General features: G+C 66.6%; 37 protein-coding genes. 10 read left to right on the top strand and 27 right to left on the bottom strand.

Translation table 11 applies throughout. The features are described from left to right. Positions 1–378 precede the first annotated feature (378 nt). The 3 genes from ABIC28_RS25770 (at position 379) to ABIC28_RS25760 (ending at position 4,066) form a co-directional block, all read left to right on the top strand. The gene (locus ABIC28_RS25770) at positions 379–861 is read left to right on the top strand and encodes a Het-E N-terminal domain-containing protein (RefSeq protein ID WP_354581571.1); all 483 of its coding nucleotides are present in this window, start codon (positions 379–381) and stop codon (positions 859–861) included. A 98-nt stretch (positions 862–959) separates the two neighbouring features. Beyond that, entirely contained in the window at positions 960–1,529 is a 570-nt protein-coding gene (locus ABIC28_RS25765) for a hypothetical protein (RefSeq protein WP_354581569.1), read from the top strand. 1,358 nt (positions 1,530–2,887) lie between these two features. Further along, entirely contained in the window at positions 2,888–4,066 is a 1,179-nt protein-coding gene (locus ABIC28_RS25760) for an LGFP repeat-containing protein (RefSeq protein WP_354581567.1), read from the top strand. A gap of 69 nt (positions 4,067–4,135) precedes the next feature. Here ABIC28_RS25760 and ABIC28_RS25755 read toward each other — a convergent pair whose 3' ends face one another. Further along, positions 4,136–4,840, bottom strand: coding sequence for a hypothetical protein (locus tag ABIC28_RS25755; RefSeq protein ID WP_354581565.1), 705 nt, complete (start codon positions 4,838–4,840; stop codon positions 4,136–4,138). A 155-nt stretch (positions 4,841–4,995) separates the two neighbouring features. Beyond that, entirely contained in the window at positions 4,996–5,709 is a 714-nt protein-coding gene (locus tag ABIC28_RS25750) for an SOS response-associated peptidase (protein WP_354581563.1), read from the bottom strand. 300 nt (positions 5,710–6,009) lie between these two features. Between ABIC28_RS25750 and ABIC28_RS25745 the strand changes: the two genes are divergently transcribed. After that, entirely contained in the window at positions 6,010–6,432 is a 423-nt protein-coding gene (locus ABIC28_RS25745; RefSeq protein WP_354581561.1) for a hypothetical protein, read from the top strand. A 283-nt stretch (positions 6,433–6,715) separates the two neighbouring features. On the opposite strand, the gene ABIC28_RS25740 is transcribed toward ABIC28_RS25745, so the two are convergent. From ABIC28_RS25740 to ABIC28_RS25720, 5 genes are all read right to left on the bottom strand, one after another. Further along, the gene (locus ABIC28_RS25740; protein WP_354581559.1) at positions 6,716–7,321 is read right to left on the bottom strand and encodes a hypothetical protein; all 606 of its coding nucleotides are present in this window, start codon (positions 7,319–7,321) and stop codon (positions 6,716–6,718) included. A gap of 41 nt (positions 7,322–7,362) precedes the next feature. Further along, positions 7,363–7,572 carry a hypothetical protein gene (locus tag ABIC28_RS25735; protein WP_354581557.1) on the bottom strand — a complete coding sequence of 70 codons (210 nt, stop codon included), beginning with the start codon at positions 7,570–7,572 and terminating at the stop codon, positions 7,363–7,365. A gap of 1 nt (position 7,573) precedes the next feature. After that, positions 7,574–7,897 (bottom strand): hypothetical protein, encoded by a 324-nt coding sequence (locus ABIC28_RS25730; protein ID WP_354581555.1) that lies wholly within the window; start codon positions 7,895–7,897, stop codon positions 7,574–7,576. Next, positions 7,894–8,142, bottom strand: coding sequence for a hypothetical protein (locus ABIC28_RS25725; protein WP_354581553.1), 249 nt, complete (start codon positions 8,140–8,142; stop codon positions 7,894–7,896). The genes ABIC28_RS25730 and ABIC28_RS25725 overlap by 4 nt, the downstream gene beginning before the upstream one ends. Before the next feature lie 115 nt (positions 8,143–8,257). Continuing rightward, positions 8,258–8,446, bottom strand: coding sequence for a hypothetical protein (locus ABIC28_RS25720; protein WP_354581551.1), 189 nt, complete (start codon positions 8,444–8,446; stop codon positions 8,258–8,260). A gap of 454 nt (positions 8,447–8,900) precedes the next feature. Between ABIC28_RS25720 and ABIC28_RS25715 the strand changes: the two genes are divergently transcribed. Both ABIC28_RS25715 and ABIC28_RS25710 read left to right on the top strand, forming a co-directional pair. Then, on the top strand, positions 8,901–10,148 hold the full coding sequence (locus tag ABIC28_RS25715) for a lipase family protein (protein WP_354581549.1): 1,248 nt from the start codon (positions 8,901–8,903) through the stop codon (positions 10,146–10,148). A 22-nt stretch (positions 10,149–10,170) separates the two neighbouring features. Continuing rightward, positions 10,171–11,154 carry an alpha/beta hydrolase gene (locus ABIC28_RS25710; RefSeq protein ID WP_354581547.1) on the top strand — a complete coding sequence of 328 codons (984 nt, stop codon included), beginning with the start codon at positions 10,171–10,173 and terminating at the stop codon, positions 11,152–11,154. A 123-nt stretch (positions 11,155–11,277) separates the two neighbouring features. On the opposite strand, the gene ABIC28_RS25705 is transcribed toward ABIC28_RS25710, so the two are convergent. Together ABIC28_RS25705 and ABIC28_RS25700 are read right to left on the bottom strand one after the other, a co-directional pair. Next, the gene (locus ABIC28_RS25705) at positions 11,278–11,982 is read right to left on the bottom strand and encodes an RES family NAD+ phosphorylase (RefSeq protein ID WP_354581545.1); all 705 of its coding nucleotides are present in this window, start codon (positions 11,980–11,982) and stop codon (positions 11,278–11,280) included. After that, positions 11,982–12,866 carry a helix-turn-helix domain-containing protein gene (locus ABIC28_RS25700; protein WP_354581543.1) on the bottom strand — a complete coding sequence of 295 codons (885 nt, stop codon included), beginning with the start codon at positions 12,864–12,866 and terminating at the stop codon, positions 11,982–11,984. The genes ABIC28_RS25705 and ABIC28_RS25700 overlap by 1 nt, the downstream gene beginning before the upstream one ends. A gap of 198 nt (positions 12,867–13,064) precedes the next feature. Between ABIC28_RS25700 and ABIC28_RS25695 the strand changes: the two genes are divergently transcribed. From ABIC28_RS25695 to ABIC28_RS25685, 3 genes are all read left to right on the top strand, one after another. Further along, a complete protein-coding gene (locus ABIC28_RS25695) occupies positions 13,065–14,012 on the top strand; it encodes a hypothetical protein (protein ID WP_354581541.1) in 948 nt (315 codons plus the stop codon). Then, positions 13,993–14,193: a hypothetical protein gene (locus ABIC28_RS25690; protein ID WP_354581539.1), complete on the top strand. Its 201-nt coding sequence runs from the start codon at positions 13,993–13,995 to the stop codon at positions 14,191–14,193. Before ABIC28_RS25695 ends, ABIC28_RS25690 begins: the two co-directional genes overlap by 20 nt. Before the next feature lie 117 nt (positions 14,194–14,310). Then, entirely contained in the window at positions 14,311–14,997 is a 687-nt protein-coding gene (locus tag ABIC28_RS25685; protein WP_354581537.1) for a class I SAM-dependent methyltransferase, read from the top strand. Between the two features lie 171 nt (positions 14,998–15,168). Here ABIC28_RS25685 and ABIC28_RS25680 read toward each other — a convergent pair whose 3' ends face one another. The 5 genes from ABIC28_RS25680 to ABIC28_RS25660 all read right to left on the bottom strand — a co-directional run bounded on the left by ABIC28_RS25680 (position 15,169) and on the right by ABIC28_RS25660 (position 18,180). After that, positions 15,169–15,546: a hypothetical protein gene (locus tag ABIC28_RS25680; RefSeq protein WP_354581535.1), complete on the bottom strand. Its 378-nt coding sequence runs from the start codon at positions 15,544–15,546 to the stop codon at positions 15,169–15,171. Positions 15,547–16,021: 475 nt separating this feature from the next. Next, the gene (locus tag ABIC28_RS25675) at positions 16,022–16,357 is read right to left on the bottom strand and encodes a hypothetical protein (RefSeq protein ID WP_354581533.1); all 336 of its coding nucleotides are present in this window, start codon (positions 16,355–16,357) and stop codon (positions 16,022–16,024) included. Positions 16,358–16,782: 425 nt separating this feature from the next. Beyond that, the gene (locus tag ABIC28_RS25670; RefSeq protein ID WP_354581531.1) at positions 16,783–17,334 is read right to left on the bottom strand and encodes a hypothetical protein; all 552 of its coding nucleotides are present in this window, start codon (positions 17,332–17,334) and stop codon (positions 16,783–16,785) included. A 160-nt stretch (positions 17,335–17,494) separates the two neighbouring features. Further along, positions 17,495–17,827 carry a helix-turn-helix domain-containing protein gene (locus ABIC28_RS25665; RefSeq protein ID WP_354581529.1) on the bottom strand — a complete coding sequence of 111 codons (333 nt, stop codon included), beginning with the start codon at positions 17,825–17,827 and terminating at the stop codon, positions 17,495–17,497. Further along, complete coding sequence (locus tag ABIC28_RS25660) at positions 17,824–18,180, bottom strand: hypothetical protein (protein ID WP_354581527.1); 357 nt, start codon at positions 18,178–18,180, stop codon at positions 17,824–17,826. Before ABIC28_RS25660 ends, ABIC28_RS25665 begins: the two co-directional genes overlap by 4 nt. A 258-nt stretch (positions 18,181–18,438) precedes the next feature. On the opposite strand from ABIC28_RS25660, the gene ABIC28_RS25655 reads away from it, so the two are divergent. Next, positions 18,439–18,594, top strand: a complete 156-nt coding sequence (locus ABIC28_RS25655; protein WP_354581525.1) for a hypothetical protein — start codon at positions 18,439–18,441, stop codon at positions 18,592–18,594. A gap of 455 nt (positions 18,595–19,049) precedes the next feature. Here the strand turns inward: ABIC28_RS25655 and ABIC28_RS25650 are convergent, their stop codons facing one another. The 13 genes from ABIC28_RS25650 to ABIC28_RS25590 form a co-directional block, all read right to left on the bottom strand. Then, complete coding sequence (locus tag ABIC28_RS25650) at positions 19,050–19,391, bottom strand: hypothetical protein (protein ID WP_354581523.1); 342 nt, start codon at positions 19,389–19,391, stop codon at positions 19,050–19,052. After that, the gene (gene imuA', locus ABIC28_RS25645; protein ID WP_354581521.1) at positions 19,388–20,173 is read right to left on the bottom strand and encodes a DnaE2-dependent mutagenesis accessory factor ImuA'; all 786 of its coding nucleotides are present in this window, start codon (positions 20,171–20,173) and stop codon (positions 19,388–19,390) included. Before imuA' ends, ABIC28_RS25650 begins: the two co-directional genes overlap by 4 nt. A gap of 104 nt (positions 20,174–20,277) precedes the next feature. Then, positions 20,278–20,517, bottom strand: a complete 240-nt coding sequence (locus ABIC28_RS25640) for a hypothetical protein (protein WP_354581519.1) — start codon at positions 20,515–20,517, stop codon at positions 20,278–20,280. Between the two features lie 187 nt (positions 20,518–20,704). Next, on the bottom strand, positions 20,705–20,914 hold the full coding sequence (locus ABIC28_RS25635; RefSeq protein WP_354581517.1) for a hypothetical protein: 210 nt from the start codon (positions 20,912–20,914) through the stop codon (positions 20,705–20,707). Positions 20,915–21,057: 143 nt separating this feature from the next. Continuing rightward, on the bottom strand, positions 21,058–21,411 hold the full coding sequence (locus ABIC28_RS25630) for a hypothetical protein (RefSeq protein WP_354581515.1): 354 nt from the start codon (positions 21,409–21,411) through the stop codon (positions 21,058–21,060). Then, positions 21,408–21,659: a hypothetical protein gene (locus tag ABIC28_RS25625; RefSeq protein ID WP_354581513.1), complete on the bottom strand. Its 252-nt coding sequence runs from the start codon at positions 21,657–21,659 to the stop codon at positions 21,408–21,410. Before ABIC28_RS25625 ends, ABIC28_RS25630 begins: the two co-directional genes overlap by 4 nt. Continuing rightward, positions 21,656–21,967 (bottom strand): hypothetical protein, encoded by a 312-nt coding sequence (locus ABIC28_RS25620; protein WP_354581511.1) that lies wholly within the window; start codon positions 21,965–21,967, stop codon positions 21,656–21,658. Before ABIC28_RS25620 ends, ABIC28_RS25625 begins: the two co-directional genes overlap by 4 nt. Beyond that, positions 21,967–22,524, bottom strand: a complete 558-nt coding sequence (locus ABIC28_RS25615) for a hypothetical protein (protein ID WP_354581509.1) — start codon at positions 22,522–22,524, stop codon at positions 21,967–21,969. The genes ABIC28_RS25620 and ABIC28_RS25615 overlap by 1 nt, the downstream gene beginning before the upstream one ends. After that, on the bottom strand, positions 22,514–22,879 hold the full coding sequence (locus ABIC28_RS25610) for a hypothetical protein (RefSeq protein ID WP_354581507.1): 366 nt from the start codon (positions 22,877–22,879) through the stop codon (positions 22,514–22,516). Before ABIC28_RS25610 ends, ABIC28_RS25615 begins: the two co-directional genes overlap by 11 nt. Then, positions 22,872–23,255: a hypothetical protein gene (locus ABIC28_RS25605; protein ID WP_354581505.1), complete on the bottom strand. Its 384-nt coding sequence runs from the start codon at positions 23,253–23,255 to the stop codon at positions 22,872–22,874. Before ABIC28_RS25605 ends, ABIC28_RS25610 begins: the two co-directional genes overlap by 8 nt. Then, positions 23,252–23,902 (bottom strand): hypothetical protein, encoded by a 651-nt coding sequence (locus ABIC28_RS25600; RefSeq protein WP_354581503.1) that lies wholly within the window; start codon positions 23,900–23,902, stop codon positions 23,252–23,254. The genes ABIC28_RS25605 and ABIC28_RS25600 overlap by 4 nt, the downstream gene beginning before the upstream one ends. A gap of 126 nt (positions 23,903–24,028) precedes the next feature. Further along, positions 24,029–25,114 carry an ADP-ribosylglycohydrolase family protein gene (locus tag ABIC28_RS25595; protein ID WP_354581501.1) on the bottom strand — a complete coding sequence of 362 codons (1,086 nt, stop codon included), beginning with the start codon at positions 25,112–25,114 and terminating at the stop codon, positions 24,029–24,031. Further along, positions 25,111–25,290 carry a hypothetical protein gene (locus ABIC28_RS25590; protein WP_354581499.1) on the bottom strand — a complete coding sequence of 60 codons (180 nt, stop codon included), beginning with the start codon at positions 25,288–25,290 and terminating at the stop codon, positions 25,111–25,113. Before ABIC28_RS25590 ends, ABIC28_RS25595 begins: the two co-directional genes overlap by 4 nt. Positions 25,291–25,306: the final 16 nt, after the last annotated feature.

The raw sequence follows: 25,306 nt of genomic DNA, 5'->3' as shown, positions 1-25,306 counted from the left end.
CAAACCGCGATAGCCTCCCACCAGGCTCGGCCCCACCCTGCCCGGAAGGGGCCGAGCCCACCCAACACATGCACCCGTGTTTACTTCGGCCTCGTAATTCGCACGATCGCCGGAATCCGAACAACCCACACACCAGACCGCCACCCCATCAGCACAGGTCAAGACTTGAGCGAGTCACCACCCGAAAGGGCGTGAGGGCCGCCGGATCGGCGGGCCGAGGAACGTGCACCAAGGGCCCTCCCGTGGTGCTGGTGAGGCCACTTCCCGATGACGAGGGCGCGGTGAACGCCGGATGGCACCACCACGCGAGCCAGCACAGCTAGATTGCACCTGCGGCCGCCCGGACGAGGCGGCCGGTGTCGACGTTGGAGGTAGAGGATGGAGCCGCTCACACTGGTCGCTACCGCGGTAGCTCTAGGTGCGTGCGAGGGGGCACGCGAGACCGCCAAGCAGATGGTGGTCGATGCGTACGCAACGTTGAAGCGGTTTCTTCTTCACCGCTACGAGGGCGTAACCAAGGAGATCGAAGGGATCGAATCCGAGCCGGACGAAGAGCTGCGGAGGGAACTGCTGGCCAAGCAGCTGGGCAAGGCAGGCGCAGACGGAGACGAGGAGCTCCAAGCGCTGGCACAAGAGGTGTTGCGCCAGGTCGAGGAGAATGCACCGGAAACCGCGGCGGCGATCGGCGTCCGGCTGACTCGTGTGACCGCGGGCGGGAACCTTTCGGTCACCGATATCGATGTCGAGGGCAGCAGCGGCGTAACCGCCGAGGACGTCGCAGTTGGTGGTGATCTGACGATCAGCGGAGTCAACGTCCGATCCGCTCCGGAGCCGCCCCACCCTTCTCAGGCGCGGCGGTAACCGGAGAACCATCCGCCGCGCCAAGTCCCACTCTCGCCGCGACCCAGACCAGCGTCAACGCCGGCCGAGACAACATCACCCACCTCACACAGATCACGATGGGCACGACTCCATCGGACAGCAACGCAGGCCGAGTCCGAGCTATCACGGCCTCGGTCGAGAAAAGCCCCCTCGGTGACAACCTGTGGACCGTCAAGGTCAACAACGGCACTCGTGGACCAATCACCGAGCTCGAGGTCGACGTCTTCGTCGTCGATGATCACGGAAACCGCACTGCCGACGAATGCGGACCCGCGAAGGGGCGACTGTCGATCCCCCACGTCTTCGAGTCCATGCTTGGACAAGCACTTCAAGGCGGCTTGGGGGCGATCGCGAATCAGGCCCAAGGCTACGCAGGGATGCCGACTGGCGGATTGGCGTCGCTGAGCTCGTACGGAAGGCCGATGGCGAGCCACCTACTCTCCTCGCCGCAGGGGGCCGCCCTTCTCGGGCAGGTCCAAGCGAGCATGGCCGACTCGTTTCCCAGGGTTGTCACGGCAGAACAGCGCGCCGAGGTGGTCTACTTCGCCGAAGGCACCGGTGAAGTACACGCCGACATCGCATTTGACGATGAGGACGGCAACCGTTGGCTCCGCCCCTTCGGCCAGCCCCCGAAACGGGTCGAGTAGACGCGCCTTCGGCGCTGCCATACAGATCCGCAACGCCTTGAACGGCAGCGGCCCTCCGCGCATAGCGCCCGGAGGGCCGCTGCCGGAATTTCGCGGAGACCACTCCGCCGCGACACGAGCGACGTCGCTCCAACAGCACACCGCTCCAGCCCGATAACAGCTCGCTCGCCAGCAGGTGCAGGTCATCAGCAACAACAGTCCGAGGACGAGACGGACGGCCTTGTTCGGCGCGCCGCACCCGTGAGCTGAGCGCGTCGCGGCGGGTCGCAGCGGCCGACCGCCGTGCCCGACAAGTCCGCTGGCGGCCAGGGCGCCAGCGGAACGACGGCCGCCCCTGCTCGCCGAGCGCGACAGTTTCGCCGTTGAGGGTGACATCTCGGCCCCTGAGCGTGTCCAGGAGCGCTGAAACCAGCTCCGGGAAGGAGTTGGGGTCACCTCGTTGCCGTTGCGGCTGAACAAGCGGCAGCGACCGCCGCGCACGGTGGCGATCGCGCGCGGGCCATCCCACTTCATCTCGAATGCCCACCCCTGACCTACCGGTGGCTGGCCGATAGTGGCCAGCTTCGGCGGAAGCGGTGACCCAGCGGTTGGCAGACCCCGATTCTGCGCGGGACGTCCACCCTCTCGTGACGAATCGCGATCCTGGATGCCGGCAGGCGGGGCTCCGCATCCTTGGCCTTCACCACGTTGGCGGCACCCAATCCGCTTACCTACCAGAACAAATCGTCACCAGAACGAGACTCTTGGAAGCGTGTCCAGTTCAAGTGAAACGTCCCATTTCGGTCAAGCTCGGGTCTGCTCCTCGTAAAACACACGGCACAAGGAAGCAGGGGTCCATGCACAAACTCTCGGCACGTGGATTCAAAAGGCCACGCGGAAGCCGCAGGACGACAGGAATAGCCATCGGGGTATTGGCTATGTCGATAGCTCTCACAGTCAGTGGAGGCGGCACGGCCCTCGCTGCACCTGACGCCACCAGTACACAGGCGACCACATCGCCGTCAGCGGCTCCGACAACCAGCAAGCCTCAGGGGCCGCCCGAGAGTACTGGCACGCGGGAACAGCCGCAGTTGTCCACTCAGGTCACGACACCGGCCCCGACGCAGTCGGCCACACAGGTCACGACACCGGCCCCAACGCAGTCGGCCACACAGGTCACCCCGCCGGCCCCGCAGCGGAGCAAATCGTCCGAGGCTACGTCGGCGGCACCGGCTGCCGCGCGCCCCTCCGACCGCATTAGTCCGGCAGTCGAACCGCCACCCTCGGCTTCTGAGAAGGTGGCAGATCGTCCCGTTCGTGAGCCCTCGAAGCAAGGAAAGCTACGTGGACAGGATCTGGTTCGCGCACAGCAGCATGCATTGACGGTTCCCGCCGACAAGATCCCGGAACTGCCTGCGGGTGCATCTGCTCGCTTGCAGACTCAAGCACTCCCTGAGGGATTCACCGCGGAGGATGCAGAACTGTCCGAGCGCATGTCGCTGGTGGTCACCTCTGGCTGCCAGTTCTACTTCCCGTCGCCGCACGCGGTGTGCGGTCTCATCCGCGACAAGTACAACGCAATGGGCGGCCCCGGAAGCTGGCTCAACTACCCGACATCCCCGGAGTACCAGAACCCAGGAGGAACCGGCGCCCGATCCGAGTTCGTGAACGGGTCGATCTACTGGTCTCCATCCACCGGCGCGCACCCCGTCACCCTCCTCTACATGTCCAAGTGGTCAGGGCATGGGTGGGAATCGGGATGGATGGGATACCCGACCGCCGATGAGGTCCGCAACCCCGACAATGTCGGCAGCCGTCAGGAGTTCCAGGGCGCAGCCATCTACTGGCATCCTCTCACCGGCACCGCCACGATCGGCGGCGCAATCCGGGCCCGCTGGAATGCCACGAACGCAGAAGCTGGCCCCCTCGGCTACCCCTCATCCGACGAGCAGTGGACACCGAGCAACGGCCGGTTCAACAACTTCTCGTGGAACTCGTCGATCTACTGGCACTCCATCACCGGCGCCTGGGAAGTCCAGGGCGTTATCCGAGACCTGTGGGCCGACAACGGCTACGAAGCGGGCCTCTACGGCTACCCAGTCGCCGCTCCCGTCGTCACACCGACCCAGGTGTCACAGCAGTTTCAGGGTGGAGGACTGGATTACGGAACGATCGACCCTATCGCCAAGCCGCTGTTCGACTGCACCCTCAACCTGGGTTGGCCTCACAAATCAACTCACGTGCCGGACACCGTGAACAGCGTGGCCAAGACCACCTGCACAGACCCTAAGAAGAAGATTGAGACGTGGGTGAAGATGACCTTCAACCCAGAGTGCAATGCACCAATCGGATGCGGCAGTGCCCAAACCATCGAGGAGAACTACGACAGCAAGGGTGACGGCGTCACCGCCAACGTCCACACTCTCGAGTTCCCCACCAACATGCCGTGCGTGAACGGCGACTACGTCGTTACCGCGAAATTCGTGATCACCAACGCTGACGGCGGACAGATGTCCCAGCGACACACCACCAAGAAGGTCCCCATCAACAACTGCTAGCCCACACCGAAAGGGTGGATGCGAGCCAGGAAACCTGGTGCGCATCCACCCTTTTCGTATCAGCCAGAATCAACGCCTCCGGTTGATGAGGTCGCTCGATGATGTAATCGACTGACTGATTTCTACGCGGAGCGCCTCGATGTCTTTCGATTCAACGATCTGGGCGATACATGACTCCGACCCCCCAACAAAAGTGCTCATCAAATCGATATCTGTTGAGACAATCCACTCTGCATCTCGCGGCCACCACATGTTCGGCGACTCTCCCTCGAACAGATGGTCAGATCGTGTTACTGGCCCCTCGAAAAGGTAGTAAGAACGCCCACTATTCAAAACAAACTTCCCCCCAGCGGCGAACTCGCCTTCGTCGAAGTTACCTTCCCAGAAGGCAAAGAAGCAGTCCTCTCGATCCGCTGTGAAGCGACTAAGGATGGACGTCAGGTCTCTGCGAACCTGACGAGGGAGGCATCCCAACGAAGGCGCGTCGTCAACCCGCAGTGTCGACTCCAGTCGGTAGATCGACTCCCAGTTCATCGCTGGGTGGACGGTTGATCCAGTCGATTCTGCAACGCGAGACCATGAGACAGGCACGGCATTTGATCCGTCCCAAATAACGGCCGGATGAAATATCCGGGCATACGCATCAAAGCCATCCGGCAGTATCGAGTGGACAGTTCCGTCGAATGGCCTTCCCATGCGCTGGACTATCCATCCAGCTGTCTGGAGAGCATCGACTTCCTGCACCATCTCGTCTCTCTGCCATTCGTCACTCATGGCTACATCTTGCTCCAAAAGTCATAGATGTCGAGCCCGCCAGCACTCGCGGTGGTTGCTGCCACCTCTTCAGCCGCAACGACAATGAGGTGACCGACACCTTGGCTGTGCGCGGTCGGTCCGCGTTGGGGTGTGAACCCACGCCTACTGGCCAACTACTGCACCGGCCGCAGCAGCTCCGGATTGTTGTTGCGCGGCGAGTTGACTGCGGTGCTGACCTCGTACGGTTCGAGGTGGGGTTCGGGGATCGAGTTGAGCAGCGCGTCGACGTCGTCGCGGTCGGTCAGGGTCGGATCGAGCCACGGGCCGACGAACGTGTCGGGGAGGATCACCGGGGAGCGGTCGTGGATCTGGCCGGCGGCGTCGGTGGCCGGGCGAGTGAGCACGGTACATGTCCACAGCCAGCGGCCGGGATCGTCCTCGGGCAGTTCGGGGTTCGGCCACAGCTCATAGAGGCCGGCCATAGCGATCACCCCGTCGGCGTGCAGGAAGTACGGGATCTTCTTGCCGTCCTCGCCCTTGAGCCACTCGTAGTAGCCGTCTGCCGGGATGATGCACCGGCGGCGGGCGGCGGCGGCCTTGAACGCTGGCTTCGCCGTGATTGTTTCCGAGCGGGCGTTGATCATCCGGGATCCGATCTTCGGATCCTTCGCCCACGACGGCACCAGCCCCCACTTGACGGTGCTGTTGACCTGCCGGACCGGGTCGGCGTCCGGCTCGTCACGTGGTGCCCGCTCGAGCACCACGTTCACCTGCTGCGTCGGGGCGACGTTGTACGAAGGCGGCAACTCCTCCCCGACCGCCTCGGTGGCCTCAAACGTCGAGAGCAGGTCCCGCCGGCTGCTGGTGCTCGCGTAGCGTCCGCACACGACCTATTGCCTCCTCGCGGTGGGCTCGAACCACTATCTTCCCGCATGGCGCCGACAGCTCAACGGTGCGCGGGTTTCTGGTCGGGATGCCGGGCGTCGATGTGCCTTGGGGACGGCGTGGTCGCCAACGAATCGGCGGCGGTCATCTCGGGTCGGGTGTCGCAGTGATCTCACCGGGGTGATGAGCCTCGGCCTCCGCCACCCGCTGTGCGTTCGAGTGCACCGTGGATCCCCTGAGGGGCGCCGCGGCTTGACCAGGGAGAAACAGGCGATTGGTCGAGTCTGGTGCAAGATCCAACAATGGCGTCGTGGCGGCAGTGGGTGGTGTGGCTGCCTGTCTCGGTCGCCTTCGGCATAACTATCACTATGGCGAGCTTCGGACTCGACTCGCTCGACGACGGTCCGGCAACTCTGCTCTTTCTCATCACGATGTGCCTGATCGGCACCGTTCAAGGACTGGTCATCGGGCTAATCGCCATCCTGGCAAGGAAACTCGCCGTCCGAGCAGTAACAGGTCCGCTGTCCACCTGGAGCTCCACTGCCAAGATCGCCGTCTACGCCATAGCGGCAGCAGGTGCTGTCGCTATGGCGGTAGGGCTCTACATGTCAATCGCCGCTTCGGCCAGCACCAACAGTCCTTCCATCGTCTGGCCAGCGGCCTTCGTGGCCGCTGTGGCCGCCGCATCATCAGCCGCCGCATCGGTAAGGGAACGCACCGCTTAGGCGATCTCTCCAGGAGTCAACGGCCGTCACGTCCCCCCACCACGGGACATGCCATCAGCCCAGGTCAAGGGGACAAAAACGGCCCCCACGCCCAGCAAGGGAGTGAGGGCCGCACCGCTCCGGAACTCGTGTCAGTCGATGTCTTCAGGGGGAGGGCCCATACTCTCCTCGGCATTCATCCGCTCGACATCCTCTGGCGTGCCGTGGCGTTCGAAATACTCCTCGATCATCGCGCGGTGATGCTCCGAGATTTCGTACGGCTCGTCTGCTGGGCTCCCAAACCTCATGCCCATGCGTTCACCCCTTCTATGGGCTCCAGCCGGTCGCCACCGACCTTCGACGAGAGGGCCGTGAGCTGGTCCGCGAGGGCCTGCATGGCCGTGAGGAGGTCGTCGTTGACCTGATTGACCTGGTCCACGGTGGCGACGGGGAGTCGGGTGTACACGTGCGCGCCGGTCTTCAGGTGCTCGGCCATCTTCCACAGCATCTCGCTGATCTCACGTTCTCGCGCGCTGTCATGTCCCGGCGCCGCCCGGACGACACGGACAGCCTCACGCGCCTCGAGCCACGGCCCCGCCACGGCCATGGGCGCGGCCGCAATCTCTCGGTCGGTCAGAACGTCTCGGGGATCGCGCGCACGGCGGGAAGCGATGGCCGCCACGTAGGCAACGGCCAGAGTCGTGACGGGTACCTCCACCATCACCACTGTCAACAGAATCGGGGGCTCCGGCGACGACCACGGCTCCGTCACGAGCATCACGATGCCGACAAGCATCACCAGCGCAGTCACGACCACCGCCGCAGCTGCAACCATCACGAGCAGAGCCTCACGGCGGCTACGCGATCCGGGGCGGCGCACCAGCGACTCCTCCCCGGTCAACACATCCATCACACGCATCAGCGTTCTCTGGTTCATCGGTGTGGCTCTCCTCATCCTTCGATCTGGTCTAGTACAGAGCGGAAAGCAGCGTGTGTGGCTGCATCCATGCGGAACGCGCGGACTTTCTGGAACGCTCGGTTGTTCGGGTCGTCGAAAACCGGAGGAAGGCCGTCGCGGATCACGCCGCGGCCGGCAAGGCGGCCGACCGGTTGGTTATCGGAGCTGTCAGAGCCGCGCAGCGTTTCACCGTTCTCCCTCAACTCATCCGCGGTGAGAACCCCAGCTCAGTCCGAGCGCTCGCCTGAGGTTGAAGTTGATCTCCGCCGCGCGGGCATCAATGACCACGGAGTCAGCTTCGACACCGATCTCTGCGAGAAGCACGTCGATGTGACTGACCAGGCCAGTCGCGGCCGTCCCGGGCTGCCCGGCGGCGACTAGGGTGCGTCTGACACCGGCGAGGAATCCCGCGGCGTCGAGGTTGTCCTGGTCGAGGTGGAAGGGGGTCGTGGCGGCGGCCATGTCGAGCCTTTCGGTGTTGGTGTTGGTGGCGGCGGCGAGACTGCGCGGCGCGTCGCCGCTCCTCATGCTCGCCCCTGTCGGTGTGTTGGCTCGATGACCACCAGTGACGTCCCGTCCCTGACCGCGGCCAGCTGGGCATGTCGATGGCGCAGCCGAGCTGCGTAGCTTGGCAACATCATCGACAGCGAGCTCGCCGAATCCGCGCTCGAGGCCGGGTCGTGAACCTGGATGGACGCAGGGTCACCAGCATGGGTGCCGAGGCCCCCTCCGCAGCGGCCGATGACATCGTCGCCGAGCTCGATCTCACTCATGTGCTGAACCTCTCTGCGCCTGGGTGTTTCTGCTGGTCCAAGAGCCTAGTTCCGTCATCTGACAGCACCGACCAACCTCGACGGCTCCTGCGCCCGGCGGTGGCAATGGATGGGCTCAGGCTGCCCATCCATGGGTCACGGCCGTCTGCAAAATTCCGACCACGGTGAAGTAGCCGATTGCCAGCACCGCGAGGATCAGTCCTACGCGGCGAATGGTGATGACCGTCTCACTGACGGCCAACTCGGCCGAGGCGATGCGCCGGACGTTTCGCGAGATCGACCGGGTGGCGATGTGGTTAGTCATGAACTCTCCCAACGGTTCTGAGTGGGGCTGCATTGGCTTCCCATCTCGGTTGCGACAGCCAAACTATACAAAACTCTTTTGTATAGTTGCAACCCCCAGTTCTGCAGACGGACGCCTGCTCGATCGCAGATCCGGCCGTCGACCGCCAGGGGACATGTCATCACCCGAGGTCAAGCACACGAATGATCCGGGTCAAGGGGTCCTCGCTGGGATCCGGTCGGCCGGTAAATCGCATTCCCAAGTCGCGGCCGAGCTATCTAGGCACCCAGTTGAGTTCAGCGGCGAAAAACAGCCAAAGTGTCCACCTCACCCGACCGGTGTACCTGCCCGCGACGGCCACAGCCCTGGCCAACACGGACCGCACACACCCGCTTGGCCGGGCGAACCACGTAACCGCCTTGTGCCAGCTCCCCTGCTGGGGCGCACCGTGCTGGGCACCCGACGAAGGATGAGAATGCGAACTGCCACTGCACGATCCAAGACTCAGACGATCGGTACCGCCATCGCCCTGTCGGCCACCGCCGCCGCGGCCGTACTCGCGGCGGCGCCAGCTGCGAGCGCGGGCCCGATCATCTACCCGGCCTCACTCCAGGACAATTTCTATGCCACGCCGGCCGACATCGCGGACCGCCAGCCCGGCGACGTGCTCGCCTCGCGCGTCGTACAGCCGCCGTTCGGGTTCCTCAACACCGACGCCGTGCAGCTGAAGTTCCGGTCGACGAGCTCCGAGGGCAAGCCCATTTCCGCGGTCACCACGGTGTTCTCGCCGCGGAACGCCGCGCCGGGGCGGCCGCTGCTGTCCTACCAGCACATCATCAACGCCCTCGGGCTCGGGTGCGCGCCGTCGACGGCGATGTATACCGACGATCCGAAGCTCGCGATCCGGGAGGCGCCCGGCCTGAATGTCGCTATCCAGAAGGGCTGGTCGGTGGCCGTCCCTGACCATCTCGGGCCCTCCAGCGCGTACGGCGCGGCGAAGGTCGGTGGACAGATCGTCCTCGACGGCATCCGGGCCGTGAAGCGGTACGCCGCGCTCGGGCTCGCCGACAGCCCGGTCGGGATGGCTGGCTACTCCGGCGGCGGCATGTCCACCGCAATGGCGGCCGCGATCGCGTCGACGTACGCGCCGGAGCTCAAGCTCGCCGGCAGTGCCTACGGCGGTGCGCCGATGAACATCGACAAGATGGCCAAGACCCTCGGTGAGCAGCGCCATCCGGCGTTCGGGCTCGCGATGGCCGCGGCGCTCGGCCTCGAGCGCGAGTACCCGGACCGGATGCCGATCACCAGCCAGCTCAACGCGGCCGGGCAGGAGCTGCGGGACCGCATCGCGAACGCCTGCACCAACGAGATCATGCTCTACGGCGCCGGCCGGTCCATCGCCGATGTCGCCGACCCGTCGGTCGGACGCGCGTTGCTCGACAGCCCGCCGGTGCAGGCGGTGCTCGCCGAGAACAGCGTCGAGGACGTCGCCTCGGTGCCGAATGCGCCTGTGTACGAGTGGCACTCCGGCACGGACGTGCTGATCCCGGTCGATTCGATCACCAAGACGATGCGCCGCTACTGCGACGCGGGTGTGCCGGTGCAGTCCGAGGTGGTCTCGAGCCCGGACCATCTCTCGGCCGCGGTGATCGGTCTCCCCGGCGCGCTGCGGTTCCTCGAGGACCGCTTCGCCGGTATCGCACCGACCTCGACGAGCTGCTGACGTGGGATCGGAGCGAAATCGCATGGTGCACACCTCGGGCCGCCGCGCTGTCGGGCGGCGGGCCCTGATCGGATTCCTCGCGGCCGCGGCCGTGATCGCGGTTGCTGGTCCCGTGGCCGCGGCCGCGCCGAGCACGATCGCCCACCGCGCGCCAGCTGGTGGGTACGAGGAAGTCTCCATCCCGTCGGCGATGGGACCGGTGAAGGTACAGATCCAGTGGGCCGCGCGCGGCGGTGACGCCGCGCTCTACCTGCTCGACGGGCTGCGGGCCCGGGACGACGTCAACGGTTGGGCCCTCGAAACCGATGCTGCCCGGCAGTTCGCGGGCGACAACGTCACCTTGGTGATGCCCGTCGGCGGTCAGTCGAGCTTCTACACAGACTGGATCGCGCCGTCCAACTTCAACGGGCAACGGACGACGTACAAGTGGGAGTCGTTCCTGACCAACGAGCTTCCCGACTACCTGGCCACCCGTGGAGTCTCCCGCACGAACAACGCGGTCGTCGGGCTGTCGATGGGCGGCTCGGCCGCCCTCTCTCTCGCTGCGCACCACCGGGACCAGTTCAAGGCCGCTGGCTCCCTCTCTGGCTACCTGAACCTGTCGGCCCCGGGCATGCGGGAGGCTATTCGCGTCGCGATGCTCAGCGGTGGCGGGTTCAATGCCGACGCCATGTGGGGGCCGCCGTGGGGCAAGGGCTGGCTGCGCAACGACCCGTTCGTGTTCGCGCCGCAGCTCAAGGGGATGCCCCTGTACATCTCCGCAGCCAGCGGATTGCCCGGGCAGCACGACGATCCACGAATCGCCGGGTTCATCAACACCACCAGCGCGATCAGCCTCGAGGCACTCTCGCTCGCGCAGACCCGCGCGTTCGAGATCCGCCTCACGACCCTCGGCGTTCCGGCGCAGTTCAGCTTCCCGGCCGCCGGCACGCATTCCTGGGGTTACTGGCAGGACGAGCTGGCCAAGGCCAGGCCGATGATCCTGGACGCACTGAACGCTCACTGACCACCGACACAACGCCAGCGCGCCCCGAGCAGCTTCATGCCTCGGGGCGCGCTGGCGTTTGTGGTGTGCGTATTCGGCGGGACGGTGGCCTAGTACCAGCCGCGATTGCTCCCCGAGCAAGCCTTACGTTGCCCGCCTGCATGCCGCGCAGTTGTCGTCGGCGATCTGGGTGACGGGGATACGCCGCGGAACCAAGTCCTGCGCCAGCTGTCGTCGGACTCGAGGATCGAGCAGCGGCAGATCCCGGAGCGCCCCTGTGGGATCTACCGACACCGCGAGCGCTGCGGAGCAATCCCAGAGCGCCAGGGCGACGTCGTTGTTGTAGGCGGTCCGGTAGCGGATGCCCTCGACCTTGGTCGAGGCCGGTTGGTCCTCGAAGATCGCGCGGGCCCATTGCTGGGTCAGGGCCCGGTCCTCGCTGCCGGTGGCCAGGGCGGGCAGTGCTCCGATGCCCATCGCGGCGCCGGGCTGTTCCAGGTCATAGACGACGATCTCCCGCAGCGGGATCACCTGTGCGACCCGCCAGTTCGAGCACAGCGGCGCGGCGCCAGCCTCGCCGAACACCTCGCAGGCCGCGGTCGGGATGTCCGCTGCGAGGTACAGCACCGCGCGACCGTCAGGGTCGATGGCCGGGGCGCCGAACGGCGGCGTGTGGTGGTCGAACCGGGCGAGCGGCCCGAACTGCCGGAACGAGATGCCGTCGCCTGTGAACTGGTCTCGGTGGTAGATGCGGTACCAGGGCGTCGAGGCGCCGTCGGGCAGCGTCCAGGTCCAGAGGTGGTCCGCCTTGGGCAGGGGTCGGTCCGGCTCCCCGAGAGCTCGGGCCATCAGGCTGCCGTGAGCGAGCGGATGACTGCGATGACGCGGTCACTGTCGCGGGTCATTTCCTGGGCAGGTGTTCGGCCGTCGAAGTTGTCGTTCGGGCGGCTCATCCACCGGGACAGGCTCACGACACCGCCGGGAAACTCCTGTGCCAGGCGCCCGACCTCGGGGAGAACGGGCTCCGCGAGATCCGGAGTGAACTGCCAGGCCGGCAGCCTCCACGAACGTCCGTCCTTGAGCCCGACCAGCCGGTGCTCGGCGACCATGTCCGACACCGTCTGGGCGGATACGCCGAGCAGCGCGGCGGCCTCTGCGCGGGTGAACGAGCTGGCCAACTGCTCTCGGCGTTGTTCGACCTGGAGTCGCAGGTTCTCTCGCTCCAGGGCCTCGGCTTCCGCAGTCGGGACCACTGGCCCCCAGCCGTCATCATCGGGCTCGGCCAGCTGCGAAGGGGGTGCAATCGTGTCGGCGTCCTCGAGATCGGTGGCGCCTACCTGGCCGGCCACAGCGCACCCCCTCGCCAACGGCATCGAGACCGTCCAAGCCTTGGCTGCCGCCAGGCGAGCCTCCTCGTAGAAGCGAGGTAGGGCGGGCAGGTCGAGCACCCTGGCGTGTTGAACGAGTTCCGTTGCGGCAGCAATCCCGTTCAGATGCTCGCGGATGAGCCCCCGAAGCTTGGTGTTCGGCATCGCCCAATCCACGGCCACCGGCGAGCGGAGCCCCTCGGCACCATGCGACCGCATGTCGGCAACGAACGACGGCGCCGACTCCGGTAGCGCGAGCAGGCCGAAGTGCTCACCGCTGTCCGCGACGTCCTCGAGCAGCAGCTGCACGGCCGCGGTGATGTCGCGCCACGCTTGCTCCGTATCTGACTCAGGCCCTCGTGTCATCTGTGACCCACCTTTCAGCGTCCCTACCAGCATACGCGGGATATGCGGGATATGCGTGTTGCCGGTCTCTCTTCGTGCTGCGCAGGGCCGGATTTGGCCAGGAACGCGACGCCGCTCCGCTCGGCCGCGCGGCACCGGGACGTGCCATCGCCGCAGGTCCGACGCCCGCGTGCGCGATGGCCACTACGCTGCGATGACATGATCGAGAGCGCGCGCCTCAGATTCCAGCCGGACGACGAGCCCCTGTTCGCCGAGGACCTGGTGAACCTCGACCAGGAGTGGGTCGAGTCGGTGCGGCCGGACTTCATCTGCCCGACACCGAGCTGCGACGCGCGGGTCGTCGCTGTTCTCACCCGCACTCCTCCCCGGCGAAGGACACCGCACTTTCGCAACCATGACGGGGTCATTCACCAGGACGACTGCGTCTATGCGGCCGGTCGTGTCGATATACATGCGGATGGCGGTGAGGCTGTCGATCCGGATACCGGACTGTCGACCTACGCGAGCCGTTTGGGTCGCCGCACCGTCCGCACCGTCACCACCCCTGATACCGCGGCAGGGCCGCTGGGCCCCGGGTCCAACGGTCACCGCCAGCGCACGCGAGGGCCGGGATCCTCGCACGTGGACTACGAACGGCGACGGACCGTGTACACGATCCGCCCGCTCTGCCGTGCGTTCATCGACAACGTCTACCAGCGCGAGCACATGATCATCGACGTCCCGGAGATCACCACCACAAGCAGCTACCTGTACGCCTTCAAACGCCTCTGGCGGTACGACGGCCAACTGGAACCACGAGTTCGGATCTTCTACGGGGAGCTGCGATACCGCGACCGAGCCGAGGAAACCGACGAGACCACGACTGTGTGGCTGCACGCCGGCACCCGCGAGAACCGCTACAACCTGGTCATCGACCATGCGGACTGGACCGCGGGCGAGGTTCGGGCCATGCGCCGCGACCTCCATACCGCCCTGGCAGAAGCCGAGGACTGCGTCCGCGGCGACACCTACGAGAAGACCTGGGCCTTCTTCATCGGCCGGCAAGACACCGATCGCCCCGCGACCTTCCACATCACCGACTCCACGCGCATCTGCTTCATCACCGCGACGATCGAACACCCCCAGCGTGTACGACCCATTCGGTAAGCAGGGCGACGGCGTCGAGCAGGCGGCGGAGGCGATGAGCGATGACGAGCTCGACGGCGCCATCGCGGCCCTTCACGTGCGCGAGCGCTGGCTGTTGATCGCCGGTGACATCGACTCTGCGCGGCAGGTGGCGATGGACAAGTCGATCTGCCTCTGTGTGCGGGCCAACCGATCTCACTGAAATGATGATCACAGATTGGCCGATTCGGCTGGTCGATCCATCGGGTGAACTATGCCGCCAACTACCATCGGCCACTACGGCAATGGGGCCGGAAGCGTTATTGACTAGGGGGAATGGATGTCGGGCAGCGAAGTCACGCAGGCCGAGAAGGACGGGGCAGCGCTCTACAACAGAGCAGCGCTCGCGTTGTACGACACGGGGGTCCTGCGGCTGAGCAACACCCTGGCCTGGAGGTGCCCGGCGGAACGACTTCTCGAGCACTACGACGCCAACCTCAGCGGCCGGCACCTCGACATCGGACCGGGCACCGGCTGGTACCTCCAGCACGCCACGTACCCGACGCAGTCGCCTGAGATCACGTTGATGGACCTGAACCCGGCCACGATGAAGGTGACCACGAACCGCCTCGCCGGCCGCGGGATCACTCCGGCTACACACACGGGCAGCATCCTCGCGCCGATCAACACTGACCGCGGGCCATTCGATTCTGTCGCCGCGAACTTCGTGATGCACTGCGTGCCCGGAACGTGGCAGGAGAAGGGCGTGGCGTTCGCGCATATCGCCAAGGTCGTCTCCGACGACGGCGTGTTCTTCGGGTCGACGATCCTCGGCAAGGGCGCCGATCACAATCCGCTCGGCAAGGCCCTCTGTGCGCTCTACAACGGGCCGTTGAAGATCTTCCACAACCGGGACGACGATCTGGCTGGGCTGGACGCTGCGTTGGATGCGGCGTTCGAGCATGTCGACATGACGGTGGTGGGCACCGTGGCCGTGTTCGCCGCCCGGGGACCGCGACGGCAGTAGCAATCCGCAGCAGCTGACGCACGACGAGCGAAGGCCCCGCCCCGGAACATCGGGGTGGGGCCTTCGTTCGTCTCCAGCGTCTGCTCGACCCTGGCGGGCCGACATCGGCTGTCAGCGTTTCAGGGGCCTATACGGCCTGCTGGACGCTCCCCTGGCGGGCGGCGGAACCGATCACCAACCACCGGACTTGCCGAGGAACGGCGCGCCATGCACCGCGGGGTCGGTCACCGCGAGCCCGACGTTCCCGTGGGGATGTGATGCGGCCTCCTCGAGGAACTGCTGGCCGGTCACCGGAGTCCAACCGCCGGTGTTCCACACCGAGTTCGACGGCAGGTCCACCCTCCAGTTGTCGCCGTAGACGAGGTTGATCAGGGCCCCGGCGCGCAGCTGCGCGGCCAGAGCCGTTTCCTCGTGGGTCAGCACGACCCCGGTGAATCCCGGGCCACTGACCGGTGTCGCGGCGCTCGCGGTCCCGGCCCCTGCGGCGAGGATCGCCCCGGTTGCCGCCGCGCCGACGGCAGTGATGGATACAGCGCGCTTGATACTCATGGATGAATCCCCCTCGTGTGTCTCTGCTGTGGCACTCCCCTGGTACGGCCACCTTCGCGGGCCGCAGTGCCGGACACTCGATCGGACCGTAACAACGACCACCCAGGCAATCAACGGCGTCCGAGTGGGTGAAGTCCGGCCGAAATCGCTGCGGTCCAGCCGTTTTCGGCGCGGGCCGGGGCTGGCGGGCTGCGACCGGTGGTGATCGAACTAACATCACCGCGCAGCTGTCGGGGCTCCTGAGGTGTGGACCGGCATGGATCAGCCACACATGCGCGTTTACCTGCGGAGATGACACGTCCCCCGCACGACTGACGCCGGCGATTCCCTGGTCCGGCGGACGGGTCCAGTACGGCTCTGTTCGCGATCGCGGCGGGGGTCAGGCCGGGGAGATGGGGTTCGGGATGGCGAAAGGGGAGGAAACCCCAGATCGAGGTCTCCTCCCCTGGTCAGTTACTCACCGTCAGCGCTGCGGCTACGGGTTCAGCTGGGCCAGGACCGCCTCGAGAGGCAACGCGACGATGAGGGTCGCCGCGGTGGCCCCGGCCGGCGCGGCTGCGGCAGTGGCGGGGACACGCTCGTCGGCGGGAGCGCGGACGCCGACGACGCGGTACGCGTCCTTGTTCGCCAGGCGCGGGGTGATCGCCTCGGGGTGCTCAGCGTTCCACTCGGCGGCGCGGTCGACCGCACGGCGGACGCCGCGGCGGGCGGCCTGGTCGAAGCCGTCGGGGGCGTCCACCTTGACGGTGAAGGTCTCGTTCTTGAGCTCGTATCCGGTGCTGGGCTGGATCTCGACAACGTAGGTGTTCATGTGTCCTCCTGGACGTCTTGGGATGAGGTGGCGGTTCGGCAGTGTGGTTGCCCGCCAAAGTGATTCGGGCTGAGCGAAGGGAAGGGCCCCTCTGTGTCCGCATCGCCGAACACTCCATAACCTTACAATAGTTTTTTGTATTGTTGCAACTTTTAGGGAACCCGTGTTCCGCGCGGGGCCTTGGGCGACGAGATGCGACGCCGGGAGGAATGCCATTTCCCCTGACAGAGGAGGGGTTTGAGAAACGAACGCGCCCCTGCCAACCCAGAGGGGGTGAAGTCGGCAGGGGCGCATGTTGTCCGCAGCCCAGGACTGTGTGGGCTACGTGTTCTAGGACATCACGAACGGCGGATTCTCAACAACCTAGTGCCTGACCAGCAGGTTTGCCGAGATTCTGCGCACCAACGGTCCATTTCGCCGCGCGGCTACCTCCTTTCCGACGTGCCCGAGGTGATGACCATGAGCACGCCGACCGCCACGACAGTGAGGAACGCACCCACCGCCATCGGCACCGCCGCGGCGGCGCGAGTGACACCGTCACCGATGAACACGCCGACCGCGATGACGCCGGAAATCCCGGCCGGAACGATCACCAGCCACTTCGAGACGAGCGATGAACCGTACGGCGACCCGTGCAGCCGGGCCTCGACCGCGCGCGCAGTCCTGTGGGCGGCCAGAGCCGTAGCCGCGACGAGGACGGGGGCCAGGACGAGGATCCACAGGAAACTCTCGATGTGGCGCGCGATCTGCCACAGGGCGTATGCCTGACCCACAGTTGCGACGATGCCCGCCACGACGGCGGCTACGAATAGGCCCCCCTCTTCCTCATAGTCGGCACTGACCCAGCACGCGACTGCCACAGCCACAGCGAGCACCGCCGCGCCGAGAGTGGAGTAGGCGAGGAGCCAGTCGGTGGTCGACCAACCCGAGTAGTGGCTCACTGCCACCTCTTGGAGCGAAGTGTCTGCATAGAACATTCTTAAATCCCTTCTGTGCGTTGGGTAGTGGTGCGCGCGCTGATTTCGACGCTATTCGAAAATGTGGGCGCGTGGGACGGTCGAGAAACCTGTAAGATGGCCGATTTTCTTGTCCGGCATCGCCACTCACGCATGCTGGCACGCGGATTTCCGGGTGAGGTCACCACAGCGACGCTTGCCCGTACAGCTCGACCACCTCGGCCACCGTCCGAGTGTCGATCACCTCGCACCCGCCGCCGCGGCCACGGCGACACAGGAACATCGCGCCTCCCTCGGACTGCGGCGGCCGTTCGCGGAAGAAGTACTCGACCGCGAACCCCGTCAGCTCGGCCAGGCGCTCGAGCTGGTCGTCGGTGGGCACGAGCTTTCCCTCTTCCCACAGGTCGACTGTCGGCTCCGGAACACCGAGCGCGGCGTCAACCTCGGGTCCGTGCAGATCAGCCATGTCGAGCGCCGTGGTGATCCGGAACGGGATGGGCCGGCGGGCGGTCACAGCGTGGCCTCCCATCGATCGCCGGGCCGCTCGCGACGGATGACGACGACAGCTGTGCGCGTACGCATGGTCTTGCCTGAGCTGTGATGGGCCCAGATGTCCACCGCCGCGTGCTCGGCTTCGCAGTACTGGAAAGGGTGCAGGTGCTCGGCGGTACCGGCCGCGGCCGGTACGACCTCAGCGACGCCCCACAGCGAAGCCAGCTTGTCGACGGGGTCGTGCAGTGCGCAGCGTCCCCACGAGGACGTGTGCCCACACGGGTGGGTGTGGTCGTGCGCGCTGGCCCTCGGGGCGGCGCCGGTCGCCGCTGGAGGAATGGGGGACGTGTCGTTTTCGGAAATGGCTGTACTCAAGTTCGGTTCTCCTACCTCGCTCGGTGTGTGAATCTCGTTGCACCCAGGCTGGGCGGCCATATGTTGACGGGTGGCTTCTCCACCAGGCCGCCGGCGGAATGTGGGACATGTCGTTTTCGCAGGTAGATAGACTTTGCAGCTGTCCCGCCCAAGGCGCGCAGGCTCCGGACGAGTGCGCCCCTGATTGGTTGGCAGCCCGTTCGAGCCGGGCCGGTCCGAGGGGCCCGCATCTCGTGGTGCGGGCCCCTACGCCTGCTCGTGGCCAGGGTTCAGGCAGTCGCGGTGGACGACTGCGCGGCCGCGGCCAGCGATGGACGGCCACTCGACGAGTACGCCATCGCTTCCAGGGCGGGCGGGGTCGGCGATGACGGTGAAGTGCTGCACGACCAGCTGGCCATCGCGGCTACCGCGTGACGAGGCCGGGTCCCCGCGGCGGAATCTCGTGCCCGTCGGTTCTGACATGAACTGCTCCCCCTCATGTGCGATGAGAATGGCGCCGACTAGTGCGCCTTGACCTGCATAGATGACATGTCCCCTGGGCGATGGTCTGTCTGGTCACGATATGTGGGCGCCCACCAACACCATAACTTTACAATCATCTTTTGTAAGGTTGCAACTGGGTGTCGCGGGTTCCGATCTAGGGCCACAACAGTTTTCCGCTCGGCCGCACACCCGAATCGAATCAGTCAGCGCACCCAAGGGGACAGCGGATTGGCGGCGGCTCGACGGCCGGGACATGTCATCTACACAGGTCAGGGCAACGAGTAGCGCGCCGGGCCGCAGATAGAGAGAATCCCTGGCGGTCGCCAGCCGGGGGGACCAGGCGACCATCCAGGGATGGCGTCATCTTATCCGTGAGCCGGTCCCGCTCAGCTCTCGCCACTGCGCGGTGACACGCACGACGCCTCGACCCACAACCACAGCTCGAGGCCGCTGCGGCCGTTCGCCGTGCGGGCCGGGACGCACACCTGGGCAAGCCAGCGGCCGTCGGCCACGCGCAACCACGCATGGAGAGCCGCGGGCATGGTGGCCTCGATTTTGATGCCGCCGGCACGTACCCGCAGCGGCAGGCCGTCGGCGCGGGTGAAGCCTGACGGCCCCGGCAGGACGTGGGAGGTCTCGACGAGGACAGCTGCGGGCGGCTGGAGCCGATGCAGGGTCGGCACTTCAGGGAACGGCTCGGTCCAGTCGTCGAGGCCGGGTTCGGTCATTGGGCAACCTTCAGCGCTGCGGGCCTGGCGTCGGTGGTGGTCCAGGTGACGGCGCCGGCCTGGCCGGTAACCGCGACGGTGGCGCGGCGTGGCTGCTGGCCGCGGGCGCGGGCCTCGACGGCGAGGTCGACCCCGGTGATGCGGCCGTGGCCGACCTCGAGGCCGCGGTAGCCGGCCACGCGCGCGCCGAGGTGTTGATCGACGGTCGGCCATCGGCCGTCGGTGATGACGAGGACGGCGCCGTTGCGGCGTACGCGGGCGGTGACGGCGCGGGCGCGGCTGGGCGGGACATCGATGCCGCCGAGGGATAGGACGACGAGGTCCAGGCCGTCGACGAGGATCGCCGCGACTTCGATGGGGTCTGGGCCCGGATTGGGCACGAGTGCGCATCGCCGCAGGTCACCGCCCATTTCTGTGGCAGCGAGCAGCCCGAGATCGGGGCTTGCGATCAGCGCGGCCCATCCCCCGGAGCCGGTCACCGCGGCGATGAGTCCGACGCGGAGCGCGGCGGCACCGGAGACGTGGACGGTGGATCCGCGGACCAGACCGTGATGCGGGAGCAGCTCGGCGATCGGGGCGGGCGCGGGGAGGGTGCGAAGGCTCGACGCCGAACGCGTGGACGGCTGCGGCGGCGGTGACTGTTGCTGGTCGGCGGCCTCAGGTTCGCGCGAGGGTGCGGCCAGCGAGGGGCGAGACGGGCCAGCTGAGCGAGCGGGGATCTGGGCCATGCGCCGACGCAGCTGCTCGATCGTGTCGGCTTTCGACCCCACCGGACCGGTCATCCTTCAGCTCCTGCCCGCCTACCCCACCTCACCATTCTAGAACATGCGTTCGAGTGCGGTCGGGGCGAGAAAGGAACCAGCGGGAGGCAACGAGGCTGCGTGGCCTACTGGGGCGAGATCGCGGGTACTGGTTCGGAGGCGGCGCGGCGAAGCGCCGAAAGGGCGCAGACCAGGATCACTGCCCCCGAGATCCACATGTAGTAGCTGCCGTGCCCCAAGATCATCGACGCCGCCGCGGCGAGTGCCGCCGCGGCAGCGAAGACCACCGCGGTCCGGCGCAGGCCCTTCGCCCGGTCGATCTCCGCGTCGCCCGACAGCTCGGGCCGCGGCTCGAAATCAGACACGCGAAGTGTGTAGACGTGCGACCTTACGACTGCGCCGGCGGCGAGCACCATCAGAAACGTTGCAGCAATGGCCATGGCTCGATCTTGCCCTCCACGTGCGACATTCGATCGCCGTGCGCAACCTCGGCGCGGAGCTCGTACCACGACATGCCCAGCATGGAAACCTCAACCCAAGTGGCGGGACATGTCATCTACGCAGCTCAGCCGCATTTTCTGAGGTCAGAGCTTGGGCGTTCTCGCTTCTCGACTCAACCCAGCGTTCGGCCCGCTGGCGGGAACCAGGTCCGACGAACATGCGCTGGATGACCGAGTCCTCGGTGACGTGCGCGTAGGGAAGGGCGAGCATCATGCGGCCGGACTGAACCGCCCAGGGCCCGTGCGCGGTACGGGAAAGCATCGTGAATCTCCTTGTCGCAGCCCTCTCGATTCCGGAGCGGTGCGGATGGTCGGTGGGTGGTCCGTCACGAGGCCACCCAGTGGGGTGGGGGCGTGTCATATCACCAGGTAGTGGCTGTTCTTTCAGGGTCGCGACGGAAGTCGCTATGCGCCTACAGCGGCGCCCACCGGCTCGGTCAGGTTGATGCGGCGCCAGTTCCTCTGACTCACCTGCCACCGGCCAGCTTCGAGCAGCGCGCACAACTCCTCGCACTGCTCGTCGGTGGTGACATCCCACCCCTGACCGAGGACGTTGACCGGGCCGCGGACACCGTTGCGCCAGTCGACCACGGTGTAGGCCAGGTGCCCCCTGGGCCGGAAGTCGGCCTGGCGGGTGCAGACGGCGAAGTTCGGAGACACGGCTCGAACCAGGAACACGCGCCGGTCGTCGCTGAACTTGATCCGGTCGCCGGAGCTCAGCGGGGTGGGTGTGACGGGCTCAGGGGTGTAGTAGCTCATCGGTTCTCCTGATCGTTCGTGGATGGAGTTGCGCCGGGGTGCCCGTCGGCGGTGGCGGCCAGCCAGGCGTCGAAATGGTCGCGGAGTGCGGCCACCTCGGCGCGGGCCAGGTAGACGCAGGAGAAGCCCTTCTCGGTGCGCGCGCCGACCTTCAGCGCAGGCCAATACGGGGCGGGGCCGACTTCCAGTCGGTCGTTCTGCCATGTGTCTTCGTTGGTGATGCAGGGGTATTGCACGGTGTCGGTCAACGGTTCTCCTCGGGTTCGGTCCACTGGGCGGTCGTGAAGGCTGTTCCGTCGCCGGGTTGGGTTGGCGCCCAGTGCGAATGCCAGTCGCCTTCTTCGTCGCACGGGAAGCCGAACAGCTGGCCGCACCATTTGAGGCGCGGGTGATATTGCATATGCAGTTCCTCGACCAGCAGCTCCTTTGTCGGCGCCTCTCCTCGCGCGGCCCGCAGGTCGACCGCGAGCACCTCCGGATTCAGGCTGTGGCCTTGATGGATTCGACCAAACTGCTCTGTGGCGAAGTCGAGGTAGTCAGCGGGATAGGCGGGCATCAGTGCTCCTCGTGGACGTGTGCAACGGCGGACAGCAGAGCGTGGGCGAGGGCGCGGACCTGCGTGTTGGTCACCGCGAACCAGTCGCGGCCGTACTCGAAGCTCGTCGTCCCCGACAGGAACACGCCGCCTTCTGCGGTGAGTACTCGGAGCGCGCCATCGTCGTGCCAGACCATCAGTTGCTCGCCTGACGATCCTGTCTCGATTCGGAGTGGCGTCCGCGTGATGTACGAGGCCGCCGCGGTGGAAGCGAGGCGTTCGAGCTCGGCGTGGAGATGACGGATCGCCCCGTCTGGCGATGGCAGGTGCACGATCTCAGCCATGGCTGACGCCGCCATCATCTCCTCGGATTCGACGTAGCCGAGGGGAGGCGTCTGCGCAGGCAGCGCGGCCAGCACGGCGTCGACGGCGGGCTTAGCGGCCCGGATCCAGCACTGTTGCTGCCGCGGCTTGAGGTTCCCCCATTCCGGCCACTCCTCGCTCGCGCCGTCCCGCTCGAACAGCGCCTCGGCGGCAGCTGTCAGCAGCGCAGCGCGGGCCTCAGCGCTATCGCTCACCGGCGCTCGTCTCGTCTGGCTCGGCGGTGTGCTGGGCGTGGATGGGGCAGTCCGGGTGCACCAGGAAGGGACGCCTTTTGGTCTCGTATGCCGCGCCGTCGCAGCGGCACCGAGGCGGCGGCTCTGGCTGTTCCCGGTCGTCATCTGAGTGCCCGAAGAGGTCCTCGACGGGCACGACCTTGCGGTCGATCGGGAGGAGTTGGCGCGGCGGCTTCTTCGTCTCCCAGATCACCGAAAGGCGCCGCCAGCCGAAGATCCGCGCCCCGTACCCGTCCTCGCTCAGTCGATCGGCGACGCGGCGAAACATCTCGGCGGTGGCCTTGGGGGTGAGGTGCGCGATCGTCGGCCTATCCATGGGCATGTCCCAGTTCGGCGGCCGCGGTGGCCTCGAGGTGGGCGGCCATGATCGCGCCAGCCAGCTCGGGTCCGACCGATGGGTGGTAGCTCTTTTGCAGCGTGGTTCCGCGAATCGTTGGCACCACTAGGGATACCGCGGCGCTGCCGCGGTGGTCATGGCTGCGGATCTCGACGTCGGTGTCTTCGACGGCCCAGCCGTGCGCGATGTTCCTCGCGGGCAGTTGGACCCAGGCGTACCCGGCGGCGGCCATGGCGTCGATCTGGTGGGCGGGGTGCTGACCCTTCGCGAATATCGCTCCGCACCAGCACTTGTCGTAGGTCTCGAACGAGAACCAACGGCTGTGGTCGGCGAGGATATCGGCGGGGCCGGTCATGCCGGTTCTCCTGCGGTGGTGGCGTACGTGGACGGTTCGGCGGTCTCGGCCAGCTGCTCGCGCGCTTCGACGCGGCTGCCCTTCCATCGCCAGAGGCCGGCCGCGGCCGCGATCGGGATCAGCGCGAATATGCAGGTGGTGGTGATGGTCGCGATGGTCTGGGAGGTTCGTTCGACTTCGTCGACGGTCGCGTTCTCGAGCAGGACACCGATGATCGACGCGATGGCGAGGCTGCCGCAGATGACCAGGACGGCGCCGAGGCCGAGGGTCCAGCCGAAGATGGACCAGGGTGTCCAGAAGTACCGCGGCGGGGTGCGGCCCTCGTCGATGCACTGGCGCTGGAGCTTGCGGAACTCGTTGCGGCGGGTCCGCAGTCCCACGATCGCGAACCACAGGGTGGCGGTCAGGCCGCCGATCAGCACGACGGCGTAGGCGGCGTCTTGCAGCTTCGCGGACAGATGCGTGATGTCGGCGATCGCGCCGATGATCGGCAGCGCACCGAACCACATGGCCACCGAGGCCCACGCGCACCTGAAGTAGGAGTCGGGGCGGGCTCGTCGGTCCGGGGTGCGGCGTGACCAGATGATCGTGAGTACTCCCCCGATGACCAGTACGGCGCCGATGGTTCCCATGACTGCCTGCTGCATCTTCTCCCCCTCGGTGGTGGCTTCGCTGCGGCGGATCTGACCCGCTCCCCACCGTCCAGCTACTGGAAGGGGGGACGTGTCATTTTCGCAGTTCACACCGCAATTCACCTACGGGGTGCCCGACGGTCAGTCGGTCGGCGAGGCTCCGGGCAGCACGGTGGAGGCGGCCGCGAGCTCGGCGGTGTAGCGCGGCTCGAACCGCGGCGTCAGGCCGGACAGGGGCCAGTAGTCCGGGACGGTGTGGGCGGCGCCGATGACCGCGCCCGCGATGCAGGCGATGGAGTCCGAGTCGCCGTTGCTGGTGGCCGCCCACCCCAGCGCTTCGGGTCCGGTCAGGCGCGGGGCGTCCGAAATGTCCGGGGAGGTGGCCAGGTCCGCGGCGAGCAGGCCCAGGGCGATGGCGCTGGCAGATTCCCAGCCCTCGCCGATGCCGGCGCACGGATCGCCGAACTCGGTGGGGTCGAGCTGGTCGAGGCGATCCAGGGTCTCCGCGGCCGAGATGAGGATGTCCACCACGTCGTCATTCAGGCCGTCTACCAGCACAGATGACACGTCCCCTCGGTAGGGGGCGAGGACGGCGGCGAGGTACGGGTCGGTCAGCCACTCGCTGGCGCCGTCGTAGATCCGGTCGGCCTCGGCCAGGGCGTGCTCGAGGAACCGGCCATGCCGCTCCGGAGCGTGGCGGATCGCGTCGGCCAGCAGCAGCGCGGGAACGATTGCGCGCGGGTGCTTGTGGGTGATCACCGCCTGGAGGGCGGTCACTCCGCGCCAGTACGGCTCGGGTGCGAATGCGGCCGGGACCAGGCGCATTACGGCTCCGCAACCGGCGGACTCGTGGGCACCGTCGGCGTCATGCCAGCGAGCTCCGGCGCGCAGGTTCGACAGCGAGCCCATGCAGGCGCGGCCCGGGGCGCGGTAGTTGTCGGGGTCGACCTGCCACAGGATGAAGTGGCGGATGATCGCGTCGGTGACCGCGGCGATGTCGTCGAAGTCGGTGATCTCGACGAGGGCGTCGTGCAGCGCGAGGGTCATCTGGGTGTCGTCGCTGATGACCCACTCCCCCGCAGGTGCGGGCACCGGGTAGGCCGGCAGGTCGGCGTACTTGCGGAACTCGACCTGGTAGCCCCAGGCGTCACCGGCGGCGAGGCCAGTCAGGGCGTTGCCGTAGCGGGCGAGCTCGGCGATGTGGCTGCTCATGTCAGATGCTGTCATGGGTTCTCCTCTTGCTCTTGCTCGAGCTCGTTGGCGGCAGTGCGGATCCGCTCGACCTCGATCAGGTCTAGGTCGGCGACGCGGCCGTAGAAGTTGGCGATGTCGTTCGGCGTCATGCCTGCCTTGAGGCGGGATCGGATGTCGTCGAGTTGCTCGGGGGGTAGTTGCGCGCTCATCGTGGCCTTCTCTCAC

The organism is Rhodococcus sp. PvR044, assembly GCF_040548995.1.
Lineage (GTDB): Bacteria > Actinomycetota > Actinomycetes > Mycobacteriales > Mycobacteriaceae > Rhodococcus_G > Rhodococcus_G oryzae.
The sequence above is the reverse complement of the archived record's forward strand: the minus strand, read 5'-3'. Positions and strand labels throughout refer to the sequence as shown.

Coding starts and splice junctions, on each gene's coding strand:
- ABIC28_RS25685 (WP_354581537.1), top strand. CDS start 14,311: ATGTCGGGCAGCGAAGTCACGCAGGCCGAGAAGGACGGGGCAGCGCTC.
- ABIC28_RS25595 (WP_354581501.1), bottom strand. CDS start 25,114: ATGACAGCATCTGACATGAGCAGCCACATCGCCGAGCTCGCCCGCTAC.
- ABIC28_RS25705 (WP_354581545.1), bottom strand. CDS start 11,982: ATGGCCCGAGCTCTCGGGGAGCCGGACCGACCCCTGCCCAAGGCGGAC.
- ABIC28_RS25695 (WP_354581541.1), top strand. CDS start 13,065: ATGATCGAGAGCGCGCGCCTCAGATTCCAGCCGGACGACGAGCCCCTG.
- ABIC28_RS25620 (WP_354581511.1), bottom strand. CDS start 21,967: ATGCCCGCCTATCCCGCTGACTACCTCGACTTCGCCACAGAGCAGTTT.
- ABIC28_RS25730 (WP_354581555.1), bottom strand. CDS start 7,897: ATGAGGAGCGGCGACGCGCCGCGCAGTCTCGCCGCCGCCACCAACACC.
- ABIC28_RS25700 (WP_354581543.1), bottom strand. CDS start 12,866: ATGACACGAGGGCCTGAGTCAGATACGGAGCAAGCGTGGCGCGACATC.
- ABIC28_RS25770 (WP_354581571.1), top strand. CDS start 379: ATGGAGCCGCTCACACTGGTCGCTACCGCGGTAGCTCTAGGTGCGTGC.
- ABIC28_RS25590 (WP_354581499.1), bottom strand. CDS start 25,290: ATGAGCGCGCAACTACCCCCCGAGCAACTCGACGACATCCGATCCCGC.
- ABIC28_RS25715 (WP_354581549.1), top strand. CDS start 8,901: ATGCGAACTGCCACTGCACGATCCAAGACTCAGACGATCGGTACCGCC.
- ABIC28_RS25740 (WP_354581559.1), bottom strand. CDS start 7,321: ATGGATGTGTTGACCGGGGAGGAGTCGCTGGTGCGCCGCCCCGGATCG.
- ABIC28_RS25650 (WP_354581523.1), bottom strand. CDS start 19,391: ATGACCGAACCCGGCCTCGACGACTGGACCGAGCCGTTCCCTGAAGTG.
- ABIC28_RS25675 (WP_354581533.1), bottom strand. CDS start 16,357: ATGAACACCTACGTTGTCGAGATCCAGCCCAGCACCGGATACGAGCTC.
- ABIC28_RS25680 (WP_354581535.1), bottom strand. CDS start 15,546: ATGAGTATCAAGCGCGCTGTATCCATCACTGCCGTCGGCGCGGCGGCA.
- ABIC28_RS25635 (WP_354581517.1), bottom strand. CDS start 20,914: ATGCTTTCCCGTACCGCGCACGGGCCCTGGGCGGTTCAGTCCGGCCGC.
- ABIC28_RS25720 (WP_354581551.1), bottom strand. CDS start 8,446: ATGACTAACCACATCGCCACCCGGTCGATCTCGCGAAACGTCCGGCGC.
- ABIC28_RS25710 (WP_354581547.1), top strand. CDS start 10,171: ATGGTGCACACCTCGGGCCGCCGCGCTGTCGGGCGGCGGGCCCTGATC.
- ABIC28_RS25670 (WP_354581531.1), bottom strand. CDS start 17,334: ATGTTCTATGCAGACACTTCGCTCCAAGAGGTGGCAGTGAGCCACTAC.
- ABIC28_RS25725 (WP_354581553.1), bottom strand. CDS start 8,142: ATGAGTGAGATCGAGCTCGGCGACGATGTCATCGGCCGCTGCGGAGGG.
- ABIC28_RS25610 (WP_354581507.1), bottom strand. CDS start 22,879: ATGGATAGGCCGACGATCGCGCACCTCACCCCCAAGGCCACCGCCGAG.
- ABIC28_RS25600 (WP_354581503.1), bottom strand. CDS start 23,902: ATGCAGCAGGCAGTCATGGGAACCATCGGCGCCGTACTGGTCATCGGG.
- ABIC28_RS25745 (WP_354581561.1), top strand. CDS start 6,010: ATGGCGTCGTGGCGGCAGTGGGTGGTGTGGCTGCCTGTCTCGGTCGCC.
- imuA' (WP_354581521.1), bottom strand. CDS start 20,173: ATGACCGGTCCGGTGGGGTCGAAAGCCGACACGATCGAGCAGCTGCGT.
- ABIC28_RS25765 (WP_354581569.1), top strand. CDS start 960: ATGGGCACGACTCCATCGGACAGCAACGCAGGCCGAGTCCGAGCTATC.
- ABIC28_RS25605 (WP_354581505.1), bottom strand. CDS start 23,255: ATGACCGGCCCCGCCGATATCCTCGCCGACCACAGCCGTTGGTTCTCG.
- ABIC28_RS25755 (WP_354581565.1), bottom strand. CDS start 4,840: ATGAGTGACGAATGGCAGAGAGACGAGATGGTGCAGGAAGTCGATGCT.
- ABIC28_RS25630 (WP_354581515.1), bottom strand. CDS start 21,411: ATGAGCTACTACACCCCTGAGCCCGTCACACCCACCCCGCTGAGCTCC.